At 36.9% G+C, this 23,853-nt stretch carries 25 protein-coding genes, 3 pseudogenes and 1 riboswitch; of the genes and pseudogenes, 25 read left to right on the top strand and 3 right to left on the bottom strand.

Features of this window, described 5'->3' with window-relative positions; genetic code table 11:
* The first annotated feature begins 40 nt into the window (after positions 1-40).
* Together BMG01_RS06565 and BMG01_RS06560 are read left to right on the top strand one after the other, a co-directional pair.
* Entirely contained in the window at positions 41-523 is a 483-nt protein-coding gene (locus BMG01_RS06565) for an MscL family protein (RefSeq protein ID WP_004914050.1), read from the top strand.
* Between the two features lie 104 nt (positions 524-627).
* Positions 628-1,623 carry an AI-2E family transporter gene (locus tag BMG01_RS06560; RefSeq protein ID WP_004914052.1) on the top strand — a complete coding sequence of 332 codons (996 nt, stop codon included), beginning with the start codon at positions 628-630 and terminating at the stop codon, positions 1,621-1,623.
* A gap of 46 nt (positions 1,624-1,669) precedes the next feature.
* Here BMG01_RS06560 and BMG01_RS06555 read toward each other — a convergent pair whose 3' ends face one another.
* Positions 1,670-3,280 carry a ParB-like protein gene (locus BMG01_RS06555; RefSeq protein ID WP_036068772.1) on the bottom strand — a complete coding sequence of 537 codons (1,611 nt, stop codon included), beginning with the start codon at positions 3,278-3,280 and terminating at the stop codon, positions 1,670-1,672.
* Positions 3,281-3,570: 290 nt separating this feature from the next.
* Between BMG01_RS06555 and BMG01_RS06550 the strand changes: the two genes are divergently transcribed.
* The 22 genes and pseudogenes from BMG01_RS06550 to BMG01_RS06445 all read left to right on the top strand — a co-directional run bounded on the left by BMG01_RS06550 (position 3,571) and on the right by BMG01_RS06445 (position 21,041).
* Entirely contained in the window at positions 3,571-3,999 is a 429-nt protein-coding gene (locus BMG01_RS06550; protein WP_004914059.1) for a PTS sugar transporter subunit IIA, read from the top strand.
* A 14-nt stretch (positions 4,000-4,013) separates the two neighbouring features.
* A pseudogene (locus tag BMG01_RS06545) lies at positions 4,014-4,509 on the top strand (PTS system mannose/fructose/N-acetylgalactosamine-transporter subunit IIB).
* A 24-nt stretch (positions 4,510-4,533) separates the two neighbouring features.
* Positions 4,534-5,403, top strand: a complete 870-nt coding sequence (locus tag BMG01_RS06540) for a PTS sugar transporter subunit IIC (protein WP_004914065.1) — start codon at positions 4,534-4,536, stop codon at positions 5,401-5,403.
* 1 nt (position 5,404) lies between these two features.
* Complete coding sequence (locus tag BMG01_RS06535) at positions 5,405-6,247, top strand: PTS system mannose/fructose/sorbose family transporter subunit IID (protein ID WP_004914067.1); 843 nt, start codon at positions 5,405-5,407, stop codon at positions 6,245-6,247.
* A gap of 17 nt (positions 6,248-6,264) precedes the next feature.
* The gene (locus BMG01_RS06530) at positions 6,265-6,549 is read left to right on the top strand and encodes a hypothetical protein (RefSeq protein WP_036067004.1); all 285 of its coding nucleotides are present in this window, start codon (positions 6,265-6,267) and stop codon (positions 6,547-6,549) included.
* Positions 6,550-6,753: 204 nt separating this feature from the next.
* The gene (locus BMG01_RS06525) at positions 6,754-7,464 is read left to right on the top strand and encodes a hypothetical protein (RefSeq protein WP_004914076.1); all 711 of its coding nucleotides are present in this window, start codon (positions 6,754-6,756) and stop codon (positions 7,462-7,464) included.
* 196 nt (positions 7,465-7,660) lie between these two features.
* Positions 7,661-8,526 (top strand): annotated as a pseudogene (locus tag BMG01_RS06520) (ABC transporter ATP-binding protein).
* A 1-nt stretch (position 8,527) separates the two neighbouring features.
* Entirely contained in the window at positions 8,528-9,394 is an 867-nt protein-coding gene (locus BMG01_RS06515) for an ABC transporter permease (RefSeq protein WP_004914081.1), read from the top strand.
* Positions 9,395-9,415: 21 nt separating this feature from the next.
* Positions 9,416-9,871 (top strand): LytTR family DNA-binding domain-containing protein, encoded by a 456-nt coding sequence (locus BMG01_RS06510; protein ID WP_004914083.1) that lies wholly within the window; start codon positions 9,416-9,418, stop codon positions 9,869-9,871.
* Between the two features lie 10 nt (positions 9,872-9,881).
* Complete coding sequence (locus tag BMG01_RS06505) at positions 9,882-10,286, top strand: DUF3021 family protein (protein ID WP_004914095.1); 405 nt, start codon at positions 9,882-9,884, stop codon at positions 10,284-10,286.
* A gap of 183 nt (positions 10,287-10,469) precedes the next feature.
* Positions 10,470-10,772 (top strand): DUF2316 family protein, encoded by a 303-nt coding sequence (locus BMG01_RS06500; RefSeq protein WP_036067007.1) that lies wholly within the window; start codon positions 10,470-10,472, stop codon positions 10,770-10,772.
* Positions 10,773-10,794: 22 nt separating this feature from the next.
* Positions 10,795-12,222, top strand: a complete 1,428-nt coding sequence (locus BMG01_RS06495) for a deoxyribodipyrimidine photo-lyase (RefSeq protein WP_036068774.1) — start codon at positions 10,795-10,797, stop codon at positions 12,220-12,222.
* 128 nt (positions 12,223-12,350) lie between these two features.
* Positions 12,351-12,439, top strand: a riboswitch (TPP riboswitch).
* Between the two features lie 104 nt (positions 12,440-12,543).
* A complete protein-coding gene (locus BMG01_RS06490; protein WP_036068775.1) occupies positions 12,544-12,756 on the top strand; it encodes a hypothetical protein in 213 nt (70 codons plus the stop codon).
* 125 nt (positions 12,757-12,881) lie between these two features.
* On the top strand, positions 12,882-13,193 hold the full coding sequence (locus tag BMG01_RS06485) for a hypothetical protein (protein ID WP_255372412.1): 312 nt from the start codon (positions 12,882-12,884) through the stop codon (positions 13,191-13,193).
* A gap of 121 nt (positions 13,194-13,314) precedes the next feature.
* Positions 13,315-13,809 (top strand): annotated as a pseudogene (locus tag BMG01_RS06480) (NUDIX domain-containing protein).
* 37 nt (positions 13,810-13,846) lie between these two features.
* Positions 13,847-14,368 carry a 2'-5' RNA ligase family protein gene (locus BMG01_RS06475; RefSeq protein WP_004914114.1) on the top strand — a complete coding sequence of 174 codons (522 nt, stop codon included), beginning with the start codon at positions 13,847-13,849 and terminating at the stop codon, positions 14,366-14,368.
* 235 nt (positions 14,369-14,603) lie between these two features.
* Positions 14,604-16,250, top strand: coding sequence for a peptide ABC transporter substrate-binding protein (locus tag BMG01_RS06470; protein ID WP_036068776.1), 1,647 nt, complete (start codon positions 14,604-14,606; stop codon positions 16,248-16,250).
* The gene (locus BMG01_RS06465) at positions 16,240-17,067 is read left to right on the top strand and encodes a serine hydrolase (RefSeq protein WP_004914126.1); all 828 of its coding nucleotides are present in this window, start codon (positions 16,240-16,242) and stop codon (positions 17,065-17,067) included. The genes BMG01_RS06470 and BMG01_RS06465 overlap by 11 nt, the downstream gene beginning before the upstream one ends.
* Positions 17,051-17,701, top strand: coding sequence for a M15 family metallopeptidase (locus BMG01_RS06460; protein WP_004914128.1), 651 nt, complete (start codon positions 17,051-17,053; stop codon positions 17,699-17,701). Before BMG01_RS06465 ends, BMG01_RS06460 begins: the two co-directional genes overlap by 17 nt.
* Before the next feature lie 19 nt (positions 17,702-17,720).
* Entirely contained in the window at positions 17,721-19,151 is a 1,431-nt protein-coding gene (locus BMG01_RS06455) for a Sapep family Mn(2+)-dependent dipeptidase (protein ID WP_051586162.1), read from the top strand.
* A complete protein-coding gene (locus BMG01_RS06450; RefSeq protein ID WP_051586163.1) occupies positions 19,148-20,248 on the top strand; it encodes a dipeptide epimerase in 1,101 nt (366 codons plus the stop codon). The genes BMG01_RS06455 and BMG01_RS06450 overlap by 4 nt, the downstream gene beginning before the upstream one ends.
* Positions 20,238-21,041 carry a serine hydrolase gene (locus BMG01_RS06445; RefSeq protein WP_004914140.1) on the top strand — a complete coding sequence of 268 codons (804 nt, stop codon included), beginning with the start codon at positions 20,238-20,240 and terminating at the stop codon, positions 21,039-21,041. The genes BMG01_RS06450 and BMG01_RS06445 overlap by 11 nt, the downstream gene beginning before the upstream one ends.
* Before the next feature lie 57 nt (positions 21,042-21,098).
* Here BMG01_RS06445 and BMG01_RS06440 read toward each other — a convergent pair whose 3' ends face one another.
* Positions 21,099-21,695 carry a hypothetical protein gene (locus BMG01_RS06440; protein ID WP_004914143.1) on the bottom strand — a complete coding sequence of 199 codons (597 nt, stop codon included), beginning with the start codon at positions 21,693-21,695 and terminating at the stop codon, positions 21,099-21,101.
* A 175-nt stretch (positions 21,696-21,870) separates the two neighbouring features.
* Here BMG01_RS06440 and BMG01_RS06435 point away from each other — a divergent pair, with 175 nt between their 5' ends.
* Complete coding sequence (locus BMG01_RS06435) at positions 21,871-23,007, top strand: KxYKxGKxW signal peptide domain-containing protein (RefSeq protein WP_084013432.1); 1,137 nt, start codon at positions 21,871-21,873, stop codon at positions 23,005-23,007.
* Positions 23,008-23,047: 40 nt separating this feature from the next.
* Here the strand turns inward: BMG01_RS06435 and BMG01_RS06430 are convergent.
* Positions 23,048-23,853 (bottom strand): IS3 family transposase (locus BMG01_RS06430; protein WP_143472284.1); only part of this gene is annotated, 806 nt, incomplete at its 5' end.

Here is a 23,853-nt window from a genome sequence, read left to right as displayed (position 1 = left end):
TAATGAAAAAATGTTAACTCAAAACGTTTAAGGGGATGTCATGGGTAAAATTAGAATCAAAATTAAAGATAATCTTGCAACGGAACAAGCGGATCAATTTCGAAAATTTATTACATCACCTGCCATTATTCAACTATCAATTGGTGTTATCGTCGGTGGTAGCTTAACAGATTTGATTAAGAGTATCATTAGTCTTGCTTCAAATATCTTTTACTTTTGTTCAGTTATATTGGTGTCCAAGCAACATACCGCCGATATCTACTTAGTCCTGAATCCATTGCGGGCAGTTTTTGAAAACGTTTTGACATTATGTGCGATTGCTGCCTGTGTATTTTTCTTTGTTAAATTAGTGAACAAATTCTTAGTGAAGGAAGCGTCAGAAGCCTTTGGTTACAATGCGCAATTGGAAGAAACGAAGCAATTACGCAAAGCACAAGAGGCGACGAATGAGTTGTTACGCCAATCGTTGCACATGCAATCTGAAATGTTAAAAAATCAGCAAAAAGAGCAGGAAAAAAATTAATATCAGACTATCCTTTGTGTTAAATAGGGAAAAATTAAAAAAACAGTTATAAAACAGCAATATTTCATATATAATAGATTCATATATATTAATTGGGGGATTTCATGGATTTATTAACATCACTAAAAAAGCGCCCGTTGTATCGGTACTTTGTTCTTTTTGTCATCATTTTGTTGATTGCTTGTTTGAAACAGTTTATGACATTACTCTTGTTGACGATAATTTTTGCTTATTTAGCAATGAACGCTGGAAAACGCGTTTCTCATTTTCTAAAGTTATCACGATCTTTGTCAATAGCACTGGTTTATGTTGTCTTTATTGGGGTGATAGCGTTTGCTATTGATCGAGGCGCTAACACAGTGATTCATCAATTTGATAGTATGGTCAAGTTGGCAACTAATCTTAACTGGCATTCGAATTCGTTTTTAGAAACGATATATAAGAATTTTCATCAATATATTGCTTCAGTAAATACTAGTCAGTTGATTTCACAAGGTTTGACACAGCTCAATCAAGTTGGTCATGTCCTGTATGAATTGATTTTAGCCTTACTATTTAGTTTTATTTTTAGTATGACATATCCGCAACTGCGGTTATGGTCAATGAATTTTTTGCACAGTCCTTATAAAAAATTCTTTGGTGAGTTTTATATTATTGTTCACCGTTTTATAATCATATTGGGAAAGTTGTTTGAAGTACAATTGATGATCTGTTTGATTAACACAGCCATTATGATGGTTGTGTTGGCATTTTTACAGTTTCCATACTTGTTAGGCTTTACCGTCATGATTTTCATTTTGGGTTTGATACCAGTGTTCGGTGTCATTATTTCTTTGATTCCATTGACTATTACAGCGTTCATTATTGGAGATTGGAATACAGTTATTATTATTTTGGTTGCGATTGCTTGTATTCACTTTTTTGAATCATATTTCTTACATCCACATTTCATGTCACACCGTACACATATGCCGATTTTAGTCATATTGCTGAACTTGATTATTATGGAAAAAATGTTTGGTGTATGGGGACTGGTGATTGGTTTACCAATTCTGACATTCTTGCTTGATTTCTTCAGAATTCAAAAATTTAATAATTAATATAACATAAAAAAGAGTAAATTATTTTACTCTTTTTTTGTGGTTATTAAAATAATTTAAAACGTTTATAGCTAAAACTAACACTTGCCATCAATACCAAGACTATCATGACAGGACTGATGATAATTGGTTGTTTAACCATAGTTCTTGGCAATTCAAGGTGTTGCTTGTGATTATGTTTTGGTGACGTATTGGTTGCTGTTTTGACTGATGATACGGGTTTTAGTGCGTCAATTTTTGCTTGTAGTGATTCAACTTTGGTATTTAACTCATTTTGTGTACCATGGTTTGTAATCAAGGCTTGTATTTCTGCGATTGCATTTTTGATGCTTTGATAGTGGGTTGAATCGTATTGTGTGGCTGTTAATTTGTTGAAGCGGCTTACTTGTTGCTCAAATTGTGTTGTATCTAATATTTCAGTTGTTGGTACTTTGACCAAGTTGCGCAATGCTTGCTCAATTTGTGACGTTAAATTATCTAAATCTGTTTGTGATCCATTGTTAGATATGAGTTCATTTGCTTTTGTTATCAAATCATTGACCTTCTGATAACTGTCTTTTGTGTAGTCTGAAGCCGATAGTGCTTTGAAAGTGGCAACTTGTTTTGTCAGTTGTTCTGTATTGAGATCAAATAATGTTGTATTTGAAGTAGCTAATGCTGGTGTATTGGTTAAAAAAGTAAGGGCATCGGTTAGTTTTTGGCGTTGTGCCGCTATTTTTGTGTCGTCAAAAATTGATTGAATGCCAAGCATTGATGGTGTCACACCATATGGTATGGTGAGCACTTTGTTGAATAGTGCAGTGTAGGTGGTGTCACCATTAATCAGCTTTTGAAAAATAGCATTTCCTTTGTTAAAAGCAGTGAGATAATAGTCTTGGGATTCAAATGACAAGCCTTTAAATTCGCCAGTACTTGTCAAAAACATGCCTAAATAAAATTCAGCAAAGTTTGCGGTGACGTTATCTTTGTCAATAGCACTTTTCCGCCAAAAGTAGGCAAGGCTTCGAAATGGGTCGTTAACAAATTCATTAGCATACATATGCGTTGGTAGTCGATCAAGGCTAAATGACTGATACTCACCAGTTTTGACATTGAATGCCATAGGCAACACTTGATTGTTGGCGATTAATTTTTTATAAAAATCTGCCATAGAAAGTGAACTGTAATCTGCAATTACTTCCACGTTGATGGTATCAAACCCTAAATTGTACTGTTGTTTGATAAATTCGTATGTGGTTGAGCCATGATGACCATCAGTTGCGTACAAAGTGCCACCCGGGCCTTTGATAACTGGTACTTTTGCTGTACTGTCGTTGGTTAATTGCGCATCTGGAATAACTGATTGAATACTATTAGTTTTATAGGTCGTTTTGTCTGTCTGGGAAACACCATTCAATGAGTAAAGGCCATTGTTATACCCATTATCATCATTAAAATCATTGTAATAATTTTTAGTTAAGGCACCATTTTCAACGTAAGTTGATATTTTCGAAGCAATTTGGGCTTTACCAACTGCCGCTTGAATGGGGTGAATGGTAGAAATTGGCACATTATATTCAGTTTTATTGTCTGCGCTTACATTGGCGACACCAACAAAAATGGCTGCCACTAATCCAGCAACAGTTGCTGAAATTTTGGAAAAACGTGTTGTGATCATAATCTTCATCTGAAATATTTATTATTAAGATAATGGTAAACCACTGAATTAAAAGCACTGCAAAGAATAGGTAAAGATGTTGTATGTGAAAAAGAAAAAAATTCAAAAATGGTCTAGTAACAGGATTGTATTATTTAAAATGATAACTTTTGTAATTTTGTATTGTATTTTTTAGTGTGCAAGAGTAAGATATTATTTAGGTTATGGAAGCGCTTACATTTAACCCTGTAAAAAATGATATGATGTCGAAACATGATTTCATTGTGTTCATGAAAGTTAGGAGAAAGAGAATGAATTATCTCATTTTGGTGAGTCATGGTCGATTTTCGGAGGGCTTGAAAGATGCTCTTAGTATGTTTATTGGCGATGAAATAAAAACGGTGAAGGCAGTGGGGATGCATTCTGGTGAAGACACGGCAAAATTTGAAGAGCGGTTTAAAGCACTTTTATCAGAATTGGAGCCTGACGCAAATTTGATCGTACTTGGCGATATTATTGGCGGGAGTCCTTTAACAACTGCAATCAACATTATTCACCAAAGTGGTCAATTGTCAAAGACAACGATTCTTGGCGGCATGAATTTCCCGATGGCGTTAAATGCAGCCATCTTAAAAGACAGCCTTGATCCAGATAATTTGACACAAGCTGTCTTGACTGAAGCTACCACAGCTGTAAAAAAATTTGAGTTATCAGCAGATGATGACGATGATGAAATTTGAAAGGAAGAACAATTATGAGTATTTCATTTGTAAGAATTGATGACCGCATTATTCATGGTCAAACAGTGACACGTTGGGCTAAAGAATATCCTTGTGATGGTTTGATTGCCGTTAACGACGCTGCAGCAAATAACCCAGTCTTGAAGGATGCCTTCAAAAGTGCCTCTGAAAAGAAGACGTTTGTTTGGACATTGGCACATTTTAAGGAAAAAGCACAGCAAGTGCTTGACTCAGACCGCCGATATTTCTTGATTACAAAAACACCTCAAGATATGAAAACAATTTTCGGTAGATTATGGTTTTGTGCCAAGTAGTGTCGATAAGGTGATTGTCGGGCCAGCCAACGATAGACCTGACGCCGTTTAACTAGGAAATAATCAGTCGATTACACCCGCTGAAGCTAAGGCACTTGATGCCATTCAGACACAGGGTTACCAAGTCAAATTCCAGCTTTTGCCCGATGTGTCAATCGGTTACTGGAACGATTTCAAAGGGAAATTCAATTTGTAAACTAACATCAAAGGAGTTAGGAATATGACAATTAGTTGGATACAAGCAAGTATTCTGGGCATTTTCGCTAGTTTATCGTCAATGCCTGGTATGGCTGGCTCAACTATCGGAAACTATACATTAGGTCGTCCTTTAGTAGGTGGTTTAGTCTGTGGACTTGTGTTAGGTGACTTGAAAACTGGTATCGCCGCAGGTGTGGCAATGCAATTAGTATATATCGCTTTGGTGACACCGGGTGGTACGGTGTCTGCTGATTTGCGAGCGGTCTCGTATATTGGTATTCCACTGGCAATGGTGGCAATTCACTCGCAAGGTTTGGCGGCTACTTCGACAAACGCGGCTGATTTAGCCAAGTCGATGGGTACATTGGTTGGAACTGTTGGAACTGTTGGAACTGTTTTGTTCTACGGTACAGCAACAATGAACTTGGTTTGGCAGCATATTGGTTGGCGAGCAGTTGAAAAGGGTGATTTCAAAAAGCTTTATGCGGTGGATTGGGGTTATCCTTGGATTTCTCACTTTATCTTTTCATTCATTCCAACACTATTGATGACACATTTTGGATCAAGTGCCGTTACTGCGCTTAAAACAGCACTACCAATGGACGGCATTCCAATGAAAACGTTATTCACTGTTGGTGCACTACTACCTTGTGTGGGAATTGCAATCTTGTTAAAGCAAATTGTTGATAGCCCACTTGATTTTATTCCGTTCTTTGTTGGCTTTACTTTTGCTGCTTCATTGCATTTGAATTTAGTCTCAGTCACAGTTGTTTCGTTGATTTTCGCAATGATTTTCTACAAGTTGGACATGGCTATCAGTACTAATCGACAAGCGGTTCCGTCAGGGACAACATCGACCATCGATGATGATGAGGAAGACGAGGATATTTAAAATGGATAACACAGAAAAAAAGACAATTTCTCGTAAGACATTAAATAAGTCATTCCATCACTGGTTTTACGGTCATCTCACAGTGTTTTCACAAGAGCATATGCAAACCTTTGGTTATTTGACTTCAATGTTACCAATTGTTGAAGAATTGTACGATAACAAAGAAGATCAAGAAAAAGCGATGAAGACCTATACAGCGTTCTTCAATACAGAACCACAGTTGGGTACAGTGATTGTTGGTGTGACAGCAAGTTTGGAAGAAGCACGTGCAAACCATGGTAATGTGGATGATACAACAATTAACGGACTTCGTGCCGGATTAATGGGACCAATTGCTGGTATTGGTGATTCTTTGGTGGTCGGCACACTGATTCCAGTTATTCTAGGTATTGCTTTGGGTATGTCTGATGGTGGATCGCCATTGGGTGCCATCTTCTATATTATTGTATGGAACTTGCTAGGATACTTTGGTATGCGTTTTGCCTACTTTAAAGGATATGAACTAGGTGATAAAGCTGTTGGTATTTTAGTTGGTGCGCAAGGAAAAGCTATTCGACGTGCAATCGCTACTGTTGGTGGCATGGTCGTTGGTGGTGTTGCCGCAACTTGGGTTACGGTCAAAACGTCATTTAAATTAACAAATTCATCTGGCAAGGCCTACCTTGTCCTTCAGGATAAGTTGGACTCTGTTTATCCCGGTTTGTTGACGGCGCTGTTTATTGTGGCGTGCTGGTGGTTAATGGCTAAAAAGAATATCTCACCCATCAAGGTGATGTTGATTTTGGTAGTCGTTGCTTTGATTGGTGTACTCCTTGGATTCTTCAACCCAGGACTAAGCTATTAATAAAAGAAAGGCGTTTCATGAAGATGAGCACACAAGATTATAATGAAAACTATCAAAAAGAAGTGTCTTATCAAAAGACAATGCTCAATAATCTATCACGCTGGCAGTCATTTTTCTCAATGCTAGTTGGGATAAGCATTTTGATGATGTACTTCTTTGTCAAGCATAACTGGTGGTTGTTTGGCACTGGTGTTGTTCTTGGTATTTTGAATGTTGTGGCAGTCTTCACAGTTGGTTACGCTATCTACCGCGGCAAACAAAATTTGGCCAAGGTCATACAGTATTACGGCCATCAAAAGTAAGAAATGAAAATGGTTGTCCTTGTGATGGGACAACTATTTTTTGTTGTAGAGATTAAATAACTGTGGAAAATGCGATTTTTTAAATTGTTTTCAAATAACCTCAAAAAGAAGTCAATGTTAAAGAAACTAATATTACATTTCTTTTATATTAATATTGGTGGTATACTTTACTTTGTTTGAAAATGAGAAAGTTGAGGGGATAGAATGGAAACTATTTTAGGAGCTGCAGTATTACTGTTTTTGCTAACTTTTGTCGTGTTTTTAGTTTTGGCAATTGTGCAACGTAAACAACATTTAAAAAAGTGGTTACTGTTTTCTTTTGGATCATTGATTTTAGTTATTATTTTTGCACTCATTCCTAGTGATACAAAAACTAAAGATAACACTTCTGAAAAAAGCAGCGCGACAAAATCTAGTCAAGCAAAAGATAAAAGCATGGTACTTAACAAACCACTACAATATAAGGGTTCTGTTAATGGCGTTGACCTAAGTATTACCAAAGTGGTTATTAAAAAAACGGATAAAAGAGATACTAATGACTACACGGACGCGGAAGAGAATATTAATAAAAATGAACTTCCCAAAGAATATTATCGCGTCTCGCTTTTTTATACAATAAACAATATGACAAATAGAGAAATTGATACTAGTTCTACAAATGGCGGAGATTATTTAAAAGTAATTGATGGCAATAATATGACCTATTCTAGTTCTGGCACATTTGGTGCTTACGAATTTGACAATTATCTTGGTAAAATAGAGCCACATACCAGCATTAAGTCTTCTATCGAAATTTTGACCAGTAATAAAAATTTTAATTTGCAAAACTTGCGAGTTGTTGTTGATCATACTGGCGTCACGCCTGGAACAGATTCAGATGATTTTGCACCCGGTGGCACAATAACATTTAAATAGACAAATACTAATAGATAAATTAAAACCGATAACTTCAGCAAACTAATGTTTAGAAAGTTATTGGTTTTTTTATGTTTAAATAGCTAAATTATTTTTATTAATTTTTACCGCTTACCAAACGAATTCAACCGGTTGGCAGAATTTGAATCAATGTTGAATCGTACTTTGTTATACTCATTGTTGAGGAGGTTAAGTCATGATATTGAAAACAATTAACTTAACACAAAAATATGGTAATCATATCGCTGTTGATGGCATTAACATGAATATTGAAAAAGGGAGTTTAACAGCTGTCCTAGGGCCAAATGGTGCGGGAAAATCAACTACAATGAGGATGTTGACCGGTATTCGCAAGCCTAGCTCGGGTGACATAATATATGCACCAAATACGACGATAGGTGTTGTTTTTCAAAATAGTGTGCTTGATGATCAGCTGACTGTAAAAGAGAATTTGATGATTCGGGCCAAACAGTATCGAAATGTCGGTTTGAAGCAAGTTGACATTTTGATTCACGATTTGGGATTGACTCAGTTTTCCGGTCAATTATACGGGACACTGTCAGGCGGTCAAAAAAGACGTGTTGATATTGCTCGAGCACTGTTAAATAGTCCAGATATTTTGTTTTTAGATGAACCAACAACTGGTCTTGACATTCAGACAAGACTAGCATTTTGCAATTACTGTATGACTTGCAGCAGAATCGTCAGTTGACAATTGTACTGACAACGCATTATTTGGACGAGGCAGATCATGCTCAACAGGTCTATATTGTTGATCATGGACAAATTATTGCCAGCGGTTCTGCTGATGAGATCAAGCAGCGCTATGCCAGCAATCAATTAACATTATTTTGTCCAAATGCAAAACAGTTGAATGAAACATTATCACCAGATATGGTTAGCCAAGTGATGAACGAACATGAGTTACTTATCAAAACTGCCAGTATCACAGAGGCAATTTCGCTAATCACACAACATCAGTCAATTTTAACCAATTTTGAATATCGTTTAGGTACGATGGATGATGCGTTTGTGACATTAACTGGAAAGGAGATGCGTTAATATGTTGGCTATGGTAAAACGTAACATGATGTTGTATTTTAGAAATCGTAGCGGGGTAATTTTTTCACTTCTTGGTGCACTCATTTCCTTTGTTCTCTATCTAGTCTTTCTAAAAAAAGGGATTTCATCTAATTGGGCGGGCATTAGTCATAAAAATCAATTGTTAGATACTTGGTTAATAAGCGGAACACTTGCCATTACAGGTATTACAACGACTTTAACGGCACTATCACAAATGGTAAAAGATAAAGAACAACATGTGCTGGAAGACTTGTCTTTAACCGATGCTGGCCCATTGTCAATTCATTTTGGCTATTTGATAAGCGCTACTTTTATTGGTTTTATCATGCAATTAGTCATGTTAGTTGTCATGGGGTTATATTTTGTGGTAACTGATAAAATATCGTTTCAAATATCACAAGTTGTGCCGACATTAGGTATAATGGTGTTGAGCGCTATATTGGCAACGTTAGTTAATGCTATATTAGCCAGTCGTTTTCAAACAGTCGATAGTTTTGGAAAACTGGCAACCATTATTGGTACTGCGTCAGGATTTTTAGTTGGTACTTACATTCCAATTGGATCACTACCAACTTTTGCACAAACAATTATGAAAATGACACCGGGTTCTTATATTGCCTCGCTGTATCGCCAAGTGTTGATGAACGATACGATCAAAGATACGTTTCAACAGACTAATGCTATCCGATATTTTAATCGTTTAATGGGCATTCAAATCAAATGGTCATCACTGTTGAGTTTAGTACAGACTTATAGCATTGTCGGTGCACTGATTCTGATTACATTTTTAATTGTTTTGATACCAAGCTTTATTACACAAAAACAAAGACAAAACTTACTTAATTAAACAAACGAGGTTAAGGCAAATATGAAAATTGTCTTTCAAATCAGCACAGAAGTTCCTGATGAGCAGCCAATGGTAATCGTCCGAGCAAAAGAAAATAGCTTAGAAACGCAACGTTTGATGGCTTACATTCGTCAATATCAGTCAGAGACTGCCAATCTTGTGACGGTTAAGGCGGAAGATGAGATAATCGTTTTGAAGGTTGAGACAATTATTTTGCTTGACGTTGTTGATGATGAATTATTAATTTATACAACAGAGCGACTAGTATGTACGAAAGAAAGGTTGGTTCATTTTTGTCAACGCCTTAAAAATCAACACTTCGTTCAAATATCCAAACACGCTGTCATCAATATTAATCATTTACAAAGCCTATCGGAGAGTTTTGCAGGAAATATGACCGCGCACTTAACTCAGGATAATCAATCTGTGGTCAGTCGGCGATATGTAAAAGACTTGATTGCTCGTTTGTCGGTTTGAGGAGATAGAAATGATCAAAGAAATTTTGCGTCACGTGATTCATGGGTTTGGCTATGGGTCGTTCATTTACATGATTTGTATTATCTTTTTTTCTGAACAAACACATGTTGATCCTATCAACACGTTAATTGTACTAGTGATGAGCGGCTTAATTGGTATTTTATCAATGATTTTTGACATTGAACGATTTTCATATCTTGTCGCTCTCATACTACATTTTATAGGTACGCTAATGATAACTTTAGGTGCTGCGTCGTTAACTTTGGGGCTACATGAAGTTTTGTATGAGCCCACCTTTTGGTTGAGTTTTTTGACAATCTATATTGCGGTTTGGATAATTATCAAAATCAATTTGCATTTGAAAGTTGAACGCGTTAATGAATCCATTGCTAAATTTCATAAACGTTCAGATTAATCATTAGAAAGGCGCCAAATATTGGCGTTTTGTTGTGTGCTTTGCAGTTAAAATCAAATTTCTTTACGTAAAAGTGTGAAAGCATTATACTCGTTGTATTACATAAATCATAATTGTGTTGGTATAACAATCAATAATTGCTTTATTAACATCGTGAACTGAACAATGAAAGGGGGGAGTGACATGTCTCTAAATTCTACTGAGCGTTTCAATACAAGTAAGGAACTCAAGGAAAATCTCAAAATGAGCCATTTAGCAATTGAGGATGTGGCAGCCGCGTTAAACACTTCTGTTTCAAAAATCAATCAGATATTAGAATTGGATCACGTTGCACCTGAAGATCCTTGGATTTTGAAAGAGTATTTGTCGGAACAATTATTTCAACAAGGACTAACGGGTTATCCATATTCAAAATTAGTGGGTGATTTTCGTAATTATTGGTTTTTGAGTACCAGAAAAATTTACAAGCGACAACTGTCAAAATAATTTAAATGTGAGGGGTATTTTTGTGACTAAGACAAGTGTGATGTGGTTTAGAAGAGATTTAAGATTAGCAGATAATACAGCTTTGTCAGCTGCTGTTGCCAATAGTGATCATCTTGCTTTAGTGTTTATTATTGACCCGAACCAAATCGTAGCGAATGGCAGTGTCAATCAAAGTGCTTTTTTTGCCAGTGTGTCTCATTTTAAATCAGTTTTAAAAGAAAAAAAAATCAGCTTGCATATTTTCTCAGGAAATGTCACCACTGTGTTTACAGCATTAAAAAAAGAGCTGCCGGAGTGGCAAGATTTGTATTTTAATTTTGATGAACGGGGTTATGGTAGAAAACGAGATCAAGCAATTGCAAAATATTGTCGTGATGAGTTGCAGGTAACGCCGCATCCTTTTTTAGATTTTACATTGCACAGTGCGTTCGATATTAAAAAACAAGATGGTACTGGATATAAGGTGTTCACACCATACTTTAAGCAATGGATACAACGACCTAAAAAATCACCAAATTATGATCTAAGGCATTCGGAAATTGTCAAAAAGCAACTGGTGCTGCCAAACAATGACGCAACAGCTGAGCTTAAAAAGCTAATCCGTCCATGTGACAGTTATGCTTACGAAAATCAAATTGGAGAGTCGGTTGCCAAACAAGTTTTGATCGACTTTGTGTCACATAAACTCGCTGACTATGATAAAAATCGTGATATACCCAGCCTTGATGCCACCAGCCATTTATCACGATATTTAAGGACCGGTGAAATTTCAATTCGGACAATTTATGGTGCTGTCAGGCAGGAACCGGAAAGTGACGGTCGTACGACCTTCATCAAAGAGCTGTGTTGGCGTGATTACTACAATATGATTTATGCTATGTATCCAGATCAGCAAGAAAAGGCAATCAAAACATCATTTCAAAACGTTGTTTGGCAAAATAATGAGGATCATTTTAAAGCATGGCGGACAGGGCGCACTGGTTTTCCAATTGTCGATGCTGCCATGCGTCAGCTAAATGAAACGGGTTGGATGCACAACCGTTTGAGAATGGTTGTTGCTTCTTTTTTAACCAAAGATCTATTAATTGATTGGCGGTGGGGTGAGAAGTATTTTCGAGAAAAATTAGTTGATTATGATCCAGCAAGTAATATTGGTGGTTGGCAGTGGGCTGCGTCGACAGGTACAGATAGTGTGCCATATTTTAGAGTATTTAATCCGACAATACAGTCAGAAAAATTTGATCCTAATGGCACGTTTATCACGCAATATGTTCCGGAATTGAAATCTATCAAAAGCAAAAAAATACATCAGCCTAATCAGTTAACTGATGCGGAACAAAAAGCTTATGGTGTGAAATTAAATGATGATTACCCTCAGCCAATTGTGGATCATAAAGCTGCGCGATTAAGAGCAATCGCGGTGTATGAGCAAAGTAAGGATAATTTTTAAAAGGGTTTTGTGAAAAGAATCCAATAACTTGGCTTGTATGACACATTTTCGCCTTTAGCTGATGAATCAATTGCATATCATTAAAATTTATTACTGTTTTAATGAATACGTGTGTTATAATTTTTTATGTAAGATATCTGGGGTGCCTTGAGCTGAGATCATACCCATTGAACCTGAAGCAGTTAAGACTGACGCAGGAAGATATTATATTAGCCACATCAATATCATGATGTTGTATTTTACGATGCTTTTTGGCGACCCCAGCTCAATTTCAGTGAGCTGGGGTTTTTAGATATTTTATAAAAAAGAATGGAGAATATCATGAAATTTAGCGAATTAGCACACGAAAAGTCAGCTTCACTTTGGCTGTCAAGCAAGAATCACCCCTTTATTAAGGGCATTGAAGATGGGACGTTACCTTTGTCTGCCTTTAAGGCATATTTGATACAGGATAATTACTATGTCAAAAATTATTTAGCAATTTATGATAAAATTTTGGCGACAAGTCAGGATTCACAAGTTATTGATGCTTAAAAATCAGGCATTCAGGCAATTACAGCTTATGATGTTGACCAGCAAAATGGGATATATCAAGGTCTTAATATGACTGATGACGAGATTCAACAGGCTGAAATTTTACCAACAACTTATCACTATACTTGCCACATGCACCATGCCCCTGGTTATATCTAGAAATTTTCCAAGAAATGTTAGCAAGAAAGGATTACTTAAAAGGCAAGCAACAAATTTATATTGATTTTGTTAATTCGTACGCTGATGAGACATTTCAAGGTTACGTTCACGAGATGATTCAATTATTAGATGACTTAGTGACTAAACATCAAGATGAACTTGATATGGATTTGTTGTTGCAACAATTTATGTATAGTAGTGCAGAAGAATTACGTTTCTGGCAAATGACATTATTGCCAGAAAAATGGGACAGCTTCACTACTGCGCAATCCAAATAAAGCGAAATTTGACCCAGATTTTTTTGTGATCACCGAATATCATTATTTTCATAATTAATACGTCGTAGTGCTATAATGAAAAGTGATTTGTTGCACAAAATTTTGATTAAGGGGTTACATCATGAATAAGAATTATATTGCGCGAATGCGGGAGAAAGTTGGTCATGAGGGCATGATTTTTGTTTCTGCGTTTGGAGTTTTATAGAATGACACTCACGATGCTATTTTGTTAGAAAAACGTTGGGATTCAGACGCTGGCTGGGGATTTCCTGGGGGGTATCTTGAATATGGCGATTCTCCAATGCAAGCGGTTGTACGGGAATTTAAAGAAGAAACGAATATTGACGTTAGCGTAACCAGAGTATTGGGTATCGCCACAAATGTGACGGACAAAAATTATTGGGGTGATGCACAAGAGACTATTGGTATTGGTTTTGAAGTTGAACAGGCTGGGGGATTTTTGCAAAAAGATGGTACAGAGACATTGGATTTGCAATTTGTACCTATTCATCCGGAACCAAAAATGTTTGTGCCGCAAGCGCAACAAACTCTGCATCGGATTATCACTGAAAATGAAGTTAGTGATCGACCATGGTTACGTGAAAATGGTGATTAATCTGTTTATTTGATATGCAATAATAAAAGGAGTGGCGATGAAATATCGGTCCGTTTTGATTTTTCCAGACTTTAATTCAGTTGATCAAGCAACCATTCAGTCGATTCGACAAAAAAATGATAGCTTATATACACATATTCGACCTCATGTATCGCTTGTGTTTCCTTTCAAAAGTAATGCCTCGGATACGAGTATTTGTGATGCGGTGCAATCTGTTGTGAAACGTCTTGAGTTGTTCACTCTAACACTGAATTGTGTTGGAGGCGACACGGATAACGGCTACGTTTGGTTATCCGTTGCGCAAGGCGCAGACATAATCAAAATGATACACGACAAGCTTTATGAACTGGATAATTTTGAGCCTTTTTACCGTCGTGATATACCGTATCAACCACACGTTACAATAGGACAATCCTTACAACCCAGTGAAGCGCGTCAACTCGTTGAGACACTAAATGAATTACAATGGCATATAACAGCTAAGATCAAATATGTTGCTATTGAAAATATTCTTGCTAATGATGACTCTGAAATTTTGGCTTCATTTGAATTGGTGTGAATGTTTTTAGGATTTTACAAACAGTCAATTATAGTGATTGACTGTTTTTTTGTGCGTTGTGCACAAAAAACTAGTTATAATATAGATGTTTTTCAAAAATGTTTAAAAGACCGTATGCTATTATATTTAGTATCAAATTAAAAAAGTTATATTCAAATGAAAAAGTGCTAATTTAAAAAGAGAATTATCTTAATAACGCTTTGATGAGAGAATAACAGAGAGATAAGAAATATATATGGTAAAACGGAATACAATCATTTTTGGCACCATCGGCGCTATTGTGGTCATTGCGGCAGGAACGCGAGTTGCCGGTGTGTGGGGAACCAGTGGTAGTTCAAGCGATGCAACGATCAAAACCTATATTAGCACTGATCTAACAACACAGGATTTGTCAAAAATGACCGATACTTATGCGTTTGAGATTGCTGGAAATACACAAGAGGGCTTGTTAAGTAAAAGTGCAAGTGGTAAACCGGTTGCAGGTCTTGCAAAAAGCTGGACCACATCAAAAGATGGTTTGACATGGACATTCCATTTACGTAAAAACTTGAAATGGTCGAATGGTACAAAATTGACTGCAAAAGATTTCGTTTATGCTTGGCGTCGGACGGTTAATCCTAAAACTGCCTCACAGTATGCTTATATTTATTCTGGCATTAAAAATGCGGATGCAATCAGTGCCGGAACAGATAAAGATGTCAATTCACTGGGAATCGTTGCAAAAAACGCTTCAACAGTCGTTGTGACATTAGATTCGCCACAGCCGCAATTTGCTAGTCTCATGTCATTCCCTAGTTTTTACCCACAAAATGAGGCATTTAATACGAAAGCAGGCAAGAAACTTGGTACTAAATCAAGTGAACAAATTTATTCTGGACCATATAAATTTGTTGGCTGGAATGGTACGAACACGTCGTTTAAGTTAATTCCGAATAAAAATTATTACAACGCCAAAAGCGTCAAAAACGCTGGTGTGAATTATAGTGTCATCAAAAATCCTGCAACAGCTGTTCAGGAATACAAACGTGGTAGCTTAGATTTGGCTGTTTTGAGTACGACTGAATTACAAACGGCTAATAGTAAGCGTAAAGACTACAAAGCTGTTCCATTGGCAGCAACATCATATTTTGAGTACAATCAGACGGTTAAAGTTAAAGGCTTGAACAATCAGAAAATTCGTCAAGCGTTGAATTTAGCAACAAATCGTTCCGAAATCTTGAGCTCAATTTATAACAGTGTTGGTAAAGTACCCACAGGTATGACACCCGCCGGACTATCAAAAACGGCTAGTGGTAAGGATTTCGCATCAACAGCCAAACAGGATTACAGCTACGATCTTGAAAAAGCTAAGCAGTTATTTGCAGAAGGTATGAAAGAGGAAGGATTAACCAAACTAAATCTGACATTGGAACTGACTGCAGATGTGCCACAAACTAAGCTTGTCGGAGACTTTATGAAAGATTCATGGCAGAAATTATCCGGTTTGACGATTTCAGAAAAATTTGTGCCATTCAAGCAGAGATTAAATGATCAAACTGACCAAAACTTCGATATTATCTATGTCAATTGGTATGGTGATTACGCTGAACCGACAACCTTCTTGAATTTGTTCACAACGTCATCACCAAATAACGATGGTAAGTGGTCAAATGCCAGTTATGATGCCGCTATCAAAAAGGCACTATCGACCGATGCACAAAAGGGAAGTGCACGCGATAAGGATGAGCAATTAGGCGAGAAAATTTTGTTCCAAGATTCAGCTGTCAACCCAGTTATTTGGGGTCAACAAGTACAATTATCTAATCCAAAAGTGTCAGGTATTCAATACTTCACAACGGGTGCCGGCACAATTTATAAGAATGCTGTCAAACATGATAAGTGAACCAATTGAGACTTCGGCCCAAGCTTATATTGTATTTTCAATCACTGATGACAAAGTCATTGCCAGTAAGAATGACAATCTAAAATGGCCAACTGCCTCTTTAGCAAAACTAATTATTATTTATCAAACGATGTCAGCGATTCAACAAGGTAAGCTCGATTATCATTCAGTTCTACCAGTCACAGCAAATGTTGCTGCAGTGGGTTCTAACCCTGATTTGGCAGATATTCCAATGACTGTACCACAGGGTTATGAGGTCATTGATTTACTTAACATGACCTTGCTGATATCTGAAAATCAGCCAGCGCTTCAATTGATGCTGACCTTATTTGGTTCTTTGTCAAATTGGCGTCATCAAACACAATTATTATTGGCGGCGATGAAAATTGATGGCGACATTAGTAATCCAACTGGTCTAGATGATGAGGATCTTGCTGATTTTTTCATTAGTCAGCACGTTAGCGACAAAAAAGTCACAAAAATGTCTGCCAACGCGTTGTTATTATTGACAAAGAAGCTTATTTTGAATTTTCCTGATATCTTATCATTAGCGCAACAAGCGCAAATGGTAATTGAAAATAAAATTTGGTTAAATCGTAATCCAAAAATTGCTAATCCCTCACATGATATGACTTGGGCAGGGTTGAAAACTGGTTTTACTGACCGTGCGAAACAGAACCTTATTGCAGTTATTACACATCAGCATAAACGATATATTGTGGTGCTTTTAGGCTTTGATGGGGCTAATCATTTTGCCAAGTTTGATGAAGCTGAAAGGCTCATAAGGGAGGCAACAACGAATGAATTTTCCAAATAGCGGTGCTTTAGACAATCCTAATTTGCTTGTTGTTAATCAGCAACATCCTATTCAAGAAGAACTAGCGTTTGAACGGTTCTTAATTGGGAAAGAAACGATTAATACTAGTATTGTAGATAGTTTATCTAGTTTGTTTTCCGAAGCAGAGAAAAATGGGTTTCGTTTTACATTAGTCTCTGGTTATCGCTCGATTGCGTATCAAAAAAGCCTATTTGATCAATCTGTCCAGCGTCACCGCAATGCCGGTTATTCACTTGAACAGGCACAAAACATGACGTTAGCTTATTCACAACTGCCTGGTTCAAGTGAACATCATACTGGTTTAGCTGTTGACATAATAGACACAGCGTTTTTAAATGACAGACAGGATTTGTATGATGATGTTGATCAGCTTATTTCACAACAGTGGCTGATAAATCACGCTGTTGACTATGGTTTCATTTTGCGATACCCCAAGGCAAAAGTAAACTGGACGGGTATTAATTATGAACCGTGGCACTTTAGATTTGTTGGTCAAGAAAATGCCGCTTACATGACAAAAAATGGGTTATCACTAGAGGAGTATATCGAACGCTTAACAACTAATTCAAAATCACATTTGTGGTTTCGGACTCAGTATAATGATCAGCGATGAAATGGAGTAGAGGTTTAAGATGAGCGAATCTTCTTGGCAAAAAATGGTGCCAAACTATTACGAGCAATGGCTAAAAGATCTCAAAACGTTAGTTAAAATTCCATCAGTGAAAAGCACACAAACAAGTGACAAAACTCATCCGTATGGTGTTGCAGTCAAACAAGCACTGAATCAAATGCTGAGTTTTGCTGCACGTGATGGTTTGCGCTTTGGATGTGTTGCGGATCGTGTTGGGTATATTGAATATGGTCCAGAGGCAGCGTCAGAAACCGTTGGTATTCTTGTTCATGTCGATGTTGTTCCGGTGGGAGATGGCTGGACGTCATCACCATTTGAACCAGAACAACAGGGACATTTTCTGACTGGTCGTGGTGTTGATGATATGAAGGCCTCGACAATGCTGAGTTACTACGCCATCAAACTGATTGCTGATCAACAGCTTGCTGTTAAAAATAAAATAAGATTAATCATTGGCACCGATGAAGAGAATGATTGGTCAGATATGCCTTATTATTTCCAAAAAGAGGGGGTGCCTGACATCGGTTTTTCCCCTGATGGTGAATTTATTGTGGAAAATGCTGAAGCAGGTATTGCCAACTTTATGGTGTCATTTTCAGATACAAAACAAGGTCAAGATAATGTAACATTATTAAAATTTGACGCCGGAGTTGCTGGCAACGTCGTACCCGGCTTGGCTGTTGCTACAATAACTGGAATTGATGAGCCTATTGTAACCGAAAAACTGGACTATTTTTTGAAGCGAAATGCTGATGTTGGCCTGAAAGCTACTGTCCAAACGCTAAGTAATGGCCTTGAAATTAAAATGATAGGGAAACAAGCGCATGGCTCAACACCTGATGCTGGTTTAAATGCTGGGACTTATTTGGCTAATTTTCTGACGCAATTTGACTTTACTGGTGAAGCCGCTGCTTTTTTACAAATTTTAGGTCGTACAGCACATTTAGATTATTTCAGCAAAAAAATGGGTTTGGCCTTTAATCAAGCTGAAATGGGACCGTTGGTCGTGAATTATGGATTACAGAAATTTGTCAGTGGCGGGGATGGTTACTTTAGTATCAATATCAGATATCCAATTGGTATTACTGAAAAACAAATGCTTGCCATTATTCAACGAAGTGTCAAAGCCTTGCATAGTAGCGTGACAGTCAAAAAGGATGAATTGTTACCACATTTGACGCCTAAAAATGATGCTGTGATTGCAACTTTGTTGGCAAGTTATGAAACAGTGATGGGTCAGCCAACAGTGCTGCATTATTCAACTGGTGCGTCTTACGGTAGATTAATTAAGCGTGGTGCTGCTTTTGGCACACGATTTGCGTGGCAAACAACAACGGCTCATCAAGCAAATGAAAAATATGATTTAGAAAATTATCCAAAAGCAATGGCTATTTTAGTGGAAAGTATCTACCGATTGGGAAATATAAAATGATTATTGTTAGCGACATTAAATTAAAAAAATACACTGTTAAGTTAAAACGGCCATTTGTGACTAATTTGCATCGGCAGGATAATGCAGGAGGTATCGTGATTGCAGTGTCAGCGAAAACGGAGACCGGCATTATTTTTACAGGTTATGGTGAAGCGGTGCCATCACTGAAAGTAACTGGCGATACTTTGACAAGTATTGTGGCGGTCATCAATGACATTGTAAAACCAGCCATTGTTAATCAAACTTTTCAAACACCGGCAGAAGTTGATGAATTTGTTCATGGTTTAATTGTGTTTAATTCTGCAGCACGTGTGGCAGTCAGTGAAGCCGTCTATGACATTTTTGCTCGTATTGCAGACTTACCGATTGCTGAGTATTTAGGTGGCACGAGTCAACCGGTAGTGACCGATTACACATTGAGTATTAGCCAAAAAAATCAGATGTTACAAGACGCTGATGGTATTGTCAGCCGAGGTTTCTCAGCTTTAAAAATTAAGGTTGGTGGCGATACTATTGTGAATGAAATTGATAAAATTGCACAATTAAATCATCGATATCAAAAAATACATTTTCGAATTGATGCGAATCAGGCTTGGACAGTTGCACAAACAATGCAGTTTATTGAAATGGCACTTACTAAAGAATTGCCAATTGATTTTATTGAGCAGCCATTGAAAGTCGGCTTTGAACACCAGCTTAAAGCGCTAGTTGTCAAGTCTAAGATACCGATCATGCTGGATGAAAGTGTCTTTAATCATCACCAAGCGTTTCAATATATGCACGAAACCGCTGTCCGTTTGATTAATGTTAAGCTGGAAAAAGCAGGCAGTATTACTGAAGCGCAAAAGATATTCCAAACTGTTAATGATTTTAACGGACAAGCTATGATTGGTTGTATGATTGAATCAAAAATCAGTATTGCATTTGCTGTCACTTTAGCTAACACAAATAAAACTGTCAAATACGTTGACTTAGACGCACCGTTTATGTTTGACTATGACCTTGTTTCTGATGGCTTGCGGCTTGATCAAACGCAATTGATACCTTCAAATCGGTCAGGACTGGGTATTGCGCAGAGGAGTTTTGATGTCATTTAAGATACAAAAAATTGAACAATTGCTGTCGGATTTTGAAGGTCAGACTGCAATTGTTTTGTCACTTGATGGCAGTGTTTTGTTGTCGTTGCGGCCAAATTTATCTTTTCCATCAGCCAGTATAATAAAGTTACTGATTTCAGATTATATTATGACTGAAAAGCCAGAAGTCTTAGCCAACAAAGTGTCGCTAATTAATTCAGATTTTGGGTTGGCTGAGGATGATATTTGGTGGACGAAACGAAAGCTAACGCATTTTGGAGCAGGTATTTTAGACGTATTGTCGGGCAATAATCAGACTGTCACGGTGGCGAAATTGCAAGCGCTAATGTTGACGATTTCAGATAATTGGGCAGCAAATGCGTTGATACGTTATTTTGGTATGGCAGAAATCAATCACTTTGCGAGCTCACGTTATACAAACACTCACTTGCGTCGCCAATTCATGGCACAAACCAAGTTAGATAACGAAACAACGGCCGCTGATAGTTTATCAATGTTAAAAAATGTTCTGGAACATTCGGTTACCAACTATTTATTGACGCGTCAGCAATCGCAATATAAGTTGCCGGGGACGTTTATTGAAAACACATCAGCGCCATTTCAAGAATTCACCATTTTCAATAAGACCGGTGAAGGGGCGACAGTTAATCATGATATTATGAGTATTGTATTTGATGATCACCAATTAGATGTTGCGCTGTTAACAAAAACAAGCGCCAGTCACAGATTTCAGCGACTGGCGTTGTTTAACAATATAAGTCATGTTTTGTGGGAAGAAATGATTTTGTTTTAGAAAAAATAACTTGTGGACTCACAAGTTATTTTTTTGCGACCAAAATACTTCACTTTATTATGGCCAAATCATCTGATTAGCCCACAAGTTTTCAATAACTTTGATAAATTCCTCGGGTGTTTCTGGATTCTCGCTTGTAATCCAAGTGCAGATTAAAGCGAATAGTTCGTTTTTGAAGAAGACTGCTTGTCGCTCTGAAATATATGATAGTCCAGGAACATGTTCGGATTGCTGTTCAATACGATAAATTGTGAAGTCCCGACTCTGCAGTCCTAATTTTAGCTGGTGAAAGAAATAGGCAGCTGTATGGCCGCAGTATATAAACAACTGACGTAGTTCGTTTTGAAAATCAAACAGAACGCGTAATTGGTTGAGCATTTGAGAATGTGAATAAATGTTGGGATCATACCATTTCTCTGGACCAATCTGATAAGCTAAGTGGACTCTCTCAAGTAATTCCTTTTGAAATTCTTCAAAAAAGGCATCAGGTGTTGCATCAGGCTGGATATATTTTTTAATGGTGGCGCGATTCAGATCAGTCATGTTTGCTATATCAGTATTTTTAATTTTGTTAATTGGGGTATCACGTGACAAGGTAATGATTGCTAAAAAAATTTTTCGTTTTGTCTGCATAACTTTTAAATTACGATTCATGATTCATTTCCTTTGAAATTAAATGTATTAATAAAAAACGTTACTATACTCAAGTCAACAATATCAAGTATTTGTGAATAATTGTCTATCAATCTATTGAAGAATTGATGACCGAAAATAAATATTATGGGTAGATAATAGTGAGCGTAGTAATAGATAGAGAGGGAGAGAATTTATGAAATTAAATTATGACAATCAGGAAAATAGTAAAAGATTCAAGATGTACAAGGCAGGAAAACTATGGCTCGTTTCGGGTGCTTCAATAATCAGCTTGTTTGGTGGTTCAATTCTGATGAACCACTCAGTAGCTTCTGCTGATGATACTAATGTTTCAACTGCTAATAAAATAGTGGATAGTAGTTCTGCTAAAAATACTACAAAAGAGGAATCATCTAACGATATTGTAGCCACATCTGCTGCGGAAGAATCAGAAAATAATCAAACCAATGAATCTGGAAAGAAAACAGATGATGTTGCAGACAATCTGACTAAAACAACTGATAATAAACATACCACTGCTACTACTGATAATGGTGAAGATCAGAGTAGCAAAACGTCTTCTCAACCGGAAACAAATTATGGTGATGAAAAATTAACTAAATCAAGTAATGAGCATTCACAAGATCAAAAAAATTCTTCACGAGTTGAAAAGATTAATGCAGGTGATGCTTTAAACAAAAATACTGATTTGGCAAGTGAAAAAAATAATACGACTGACCAGTCTATTCCAAACAATATGTCGAACGGACAATCTGAATTCACAGATCAAGAGAAAAAATCCATTGCAGTGATTTCAGAAGCTGATGTTGCAGGTTGTCCAAAACGAATTCAAGATGAAAATGGAAACTCATATCGTGTGTTCAATGATTTAGTATCTTATAACGGGTTCATTTTACAGCCGACTCCTACAAAGAATACTGCAAATCTTTTTGTCGGTATTAATGATAATGCAACCAAAATAATTTTTGAACAAATTGACACATCAAAACGAATAGCAAATTTATATGTCGTTGATAATATCAAAACAGCCGATACAAGTTTGAATTTTGGAAGCCAGAGCATTTTTAGTTATGCAATTAATTCTAATGGTGTTCTAGAATTTACTCTGTACATGTATACATCTGACAGACCTACAACACCACAACCGTTACATGGTAATTTGGTAATTCCTAAAAAAGTGAAACAAGAAGTTCACTTTTCAGTAGATACTGGAAAGCGTGACGCAAACGGGAATATTATATATCAGGAATTAGTTAATCCTGTGATTAGCGAAGGAATGACGACCGTTGATAAGTATCAGGTATGCTCATAAGTCAATAATTCGGAATATTTTTTATCTAGGGCTGAACTGATTAGGCAACTTTTATTTTTGGATTGGCAAGACTGATTCTTTCGTTGTTGAACCAATGAATATACTTGGACACATCTAAAATTAGATGTGCAATCGATGGAAACCGGAATTGATAAATCATTTCACGCTTTAATAGGGAGTGAAAACTTTCAATTTTGGCATTATCATATGGATGTCCTAGTTTTGAATACGAATGATCAATTTTATGTCGCTTTAACAAATTTTCAAAGCCAAAACTAGTGAACTGACTGCCCATATCAGTGTGTAAATAATTTGGTTTTTTATCAGTTGACAGCGATCTTTGTAGTGTTGTAACTACCAATTTGGTATCCATCGTGGCACTGATTTGATGGGCTAATATCTTACGCGTTTGTAAATCTAAAACTGACGCTAAATAGACCCACTGACCATTACTCAACTTTAAATAAGTGATGTCCATGCTCCAAGCGTTGGCTTCGGGTAAATGCCTGATTAAGTTGGGACGTTGACGATAATCAACAGTTGTCGTTGGTTTGTTAAATCGACGAGTCATGACAGAGTATATGCCAGCTTCTCGCATTAAACGACGTACTCGGTTGGTTCCATGATGCAAATTCAGATCAGCTAATGCCAATCGCAGACGTGGCGCGCCATAAGCTTTATAGTTATTTTGCCAAATTTCACGCAACAAAGCTTTTAAAATCGTGTCTTCTCGTTGTCGTTGGCTCTCAGTATAGTGAACCCAATCAAAGTAGGTGCTTTTGGGTATTTTGAGTAGGCGAAGCACCATCATCAGTTTAAAATGCTGTTTTAGCAATGATTGGACAA

It is taken from the genome of Leuconostoc sp. BM2 (assembly GCF_002095565.1).
Classification (GTDB): domain Bacteria; phylum Bacillota; class Bacilli; order Lactobacillales; family Lactobacillaceae; genus Leuconostoc; species Leuconostoc falkenbergense.
The sequence above is the reverse complement of the archived record's forward strand: the minus strand, read 5'-3'. Positions and strand labels throughout refer to the sequence as shown.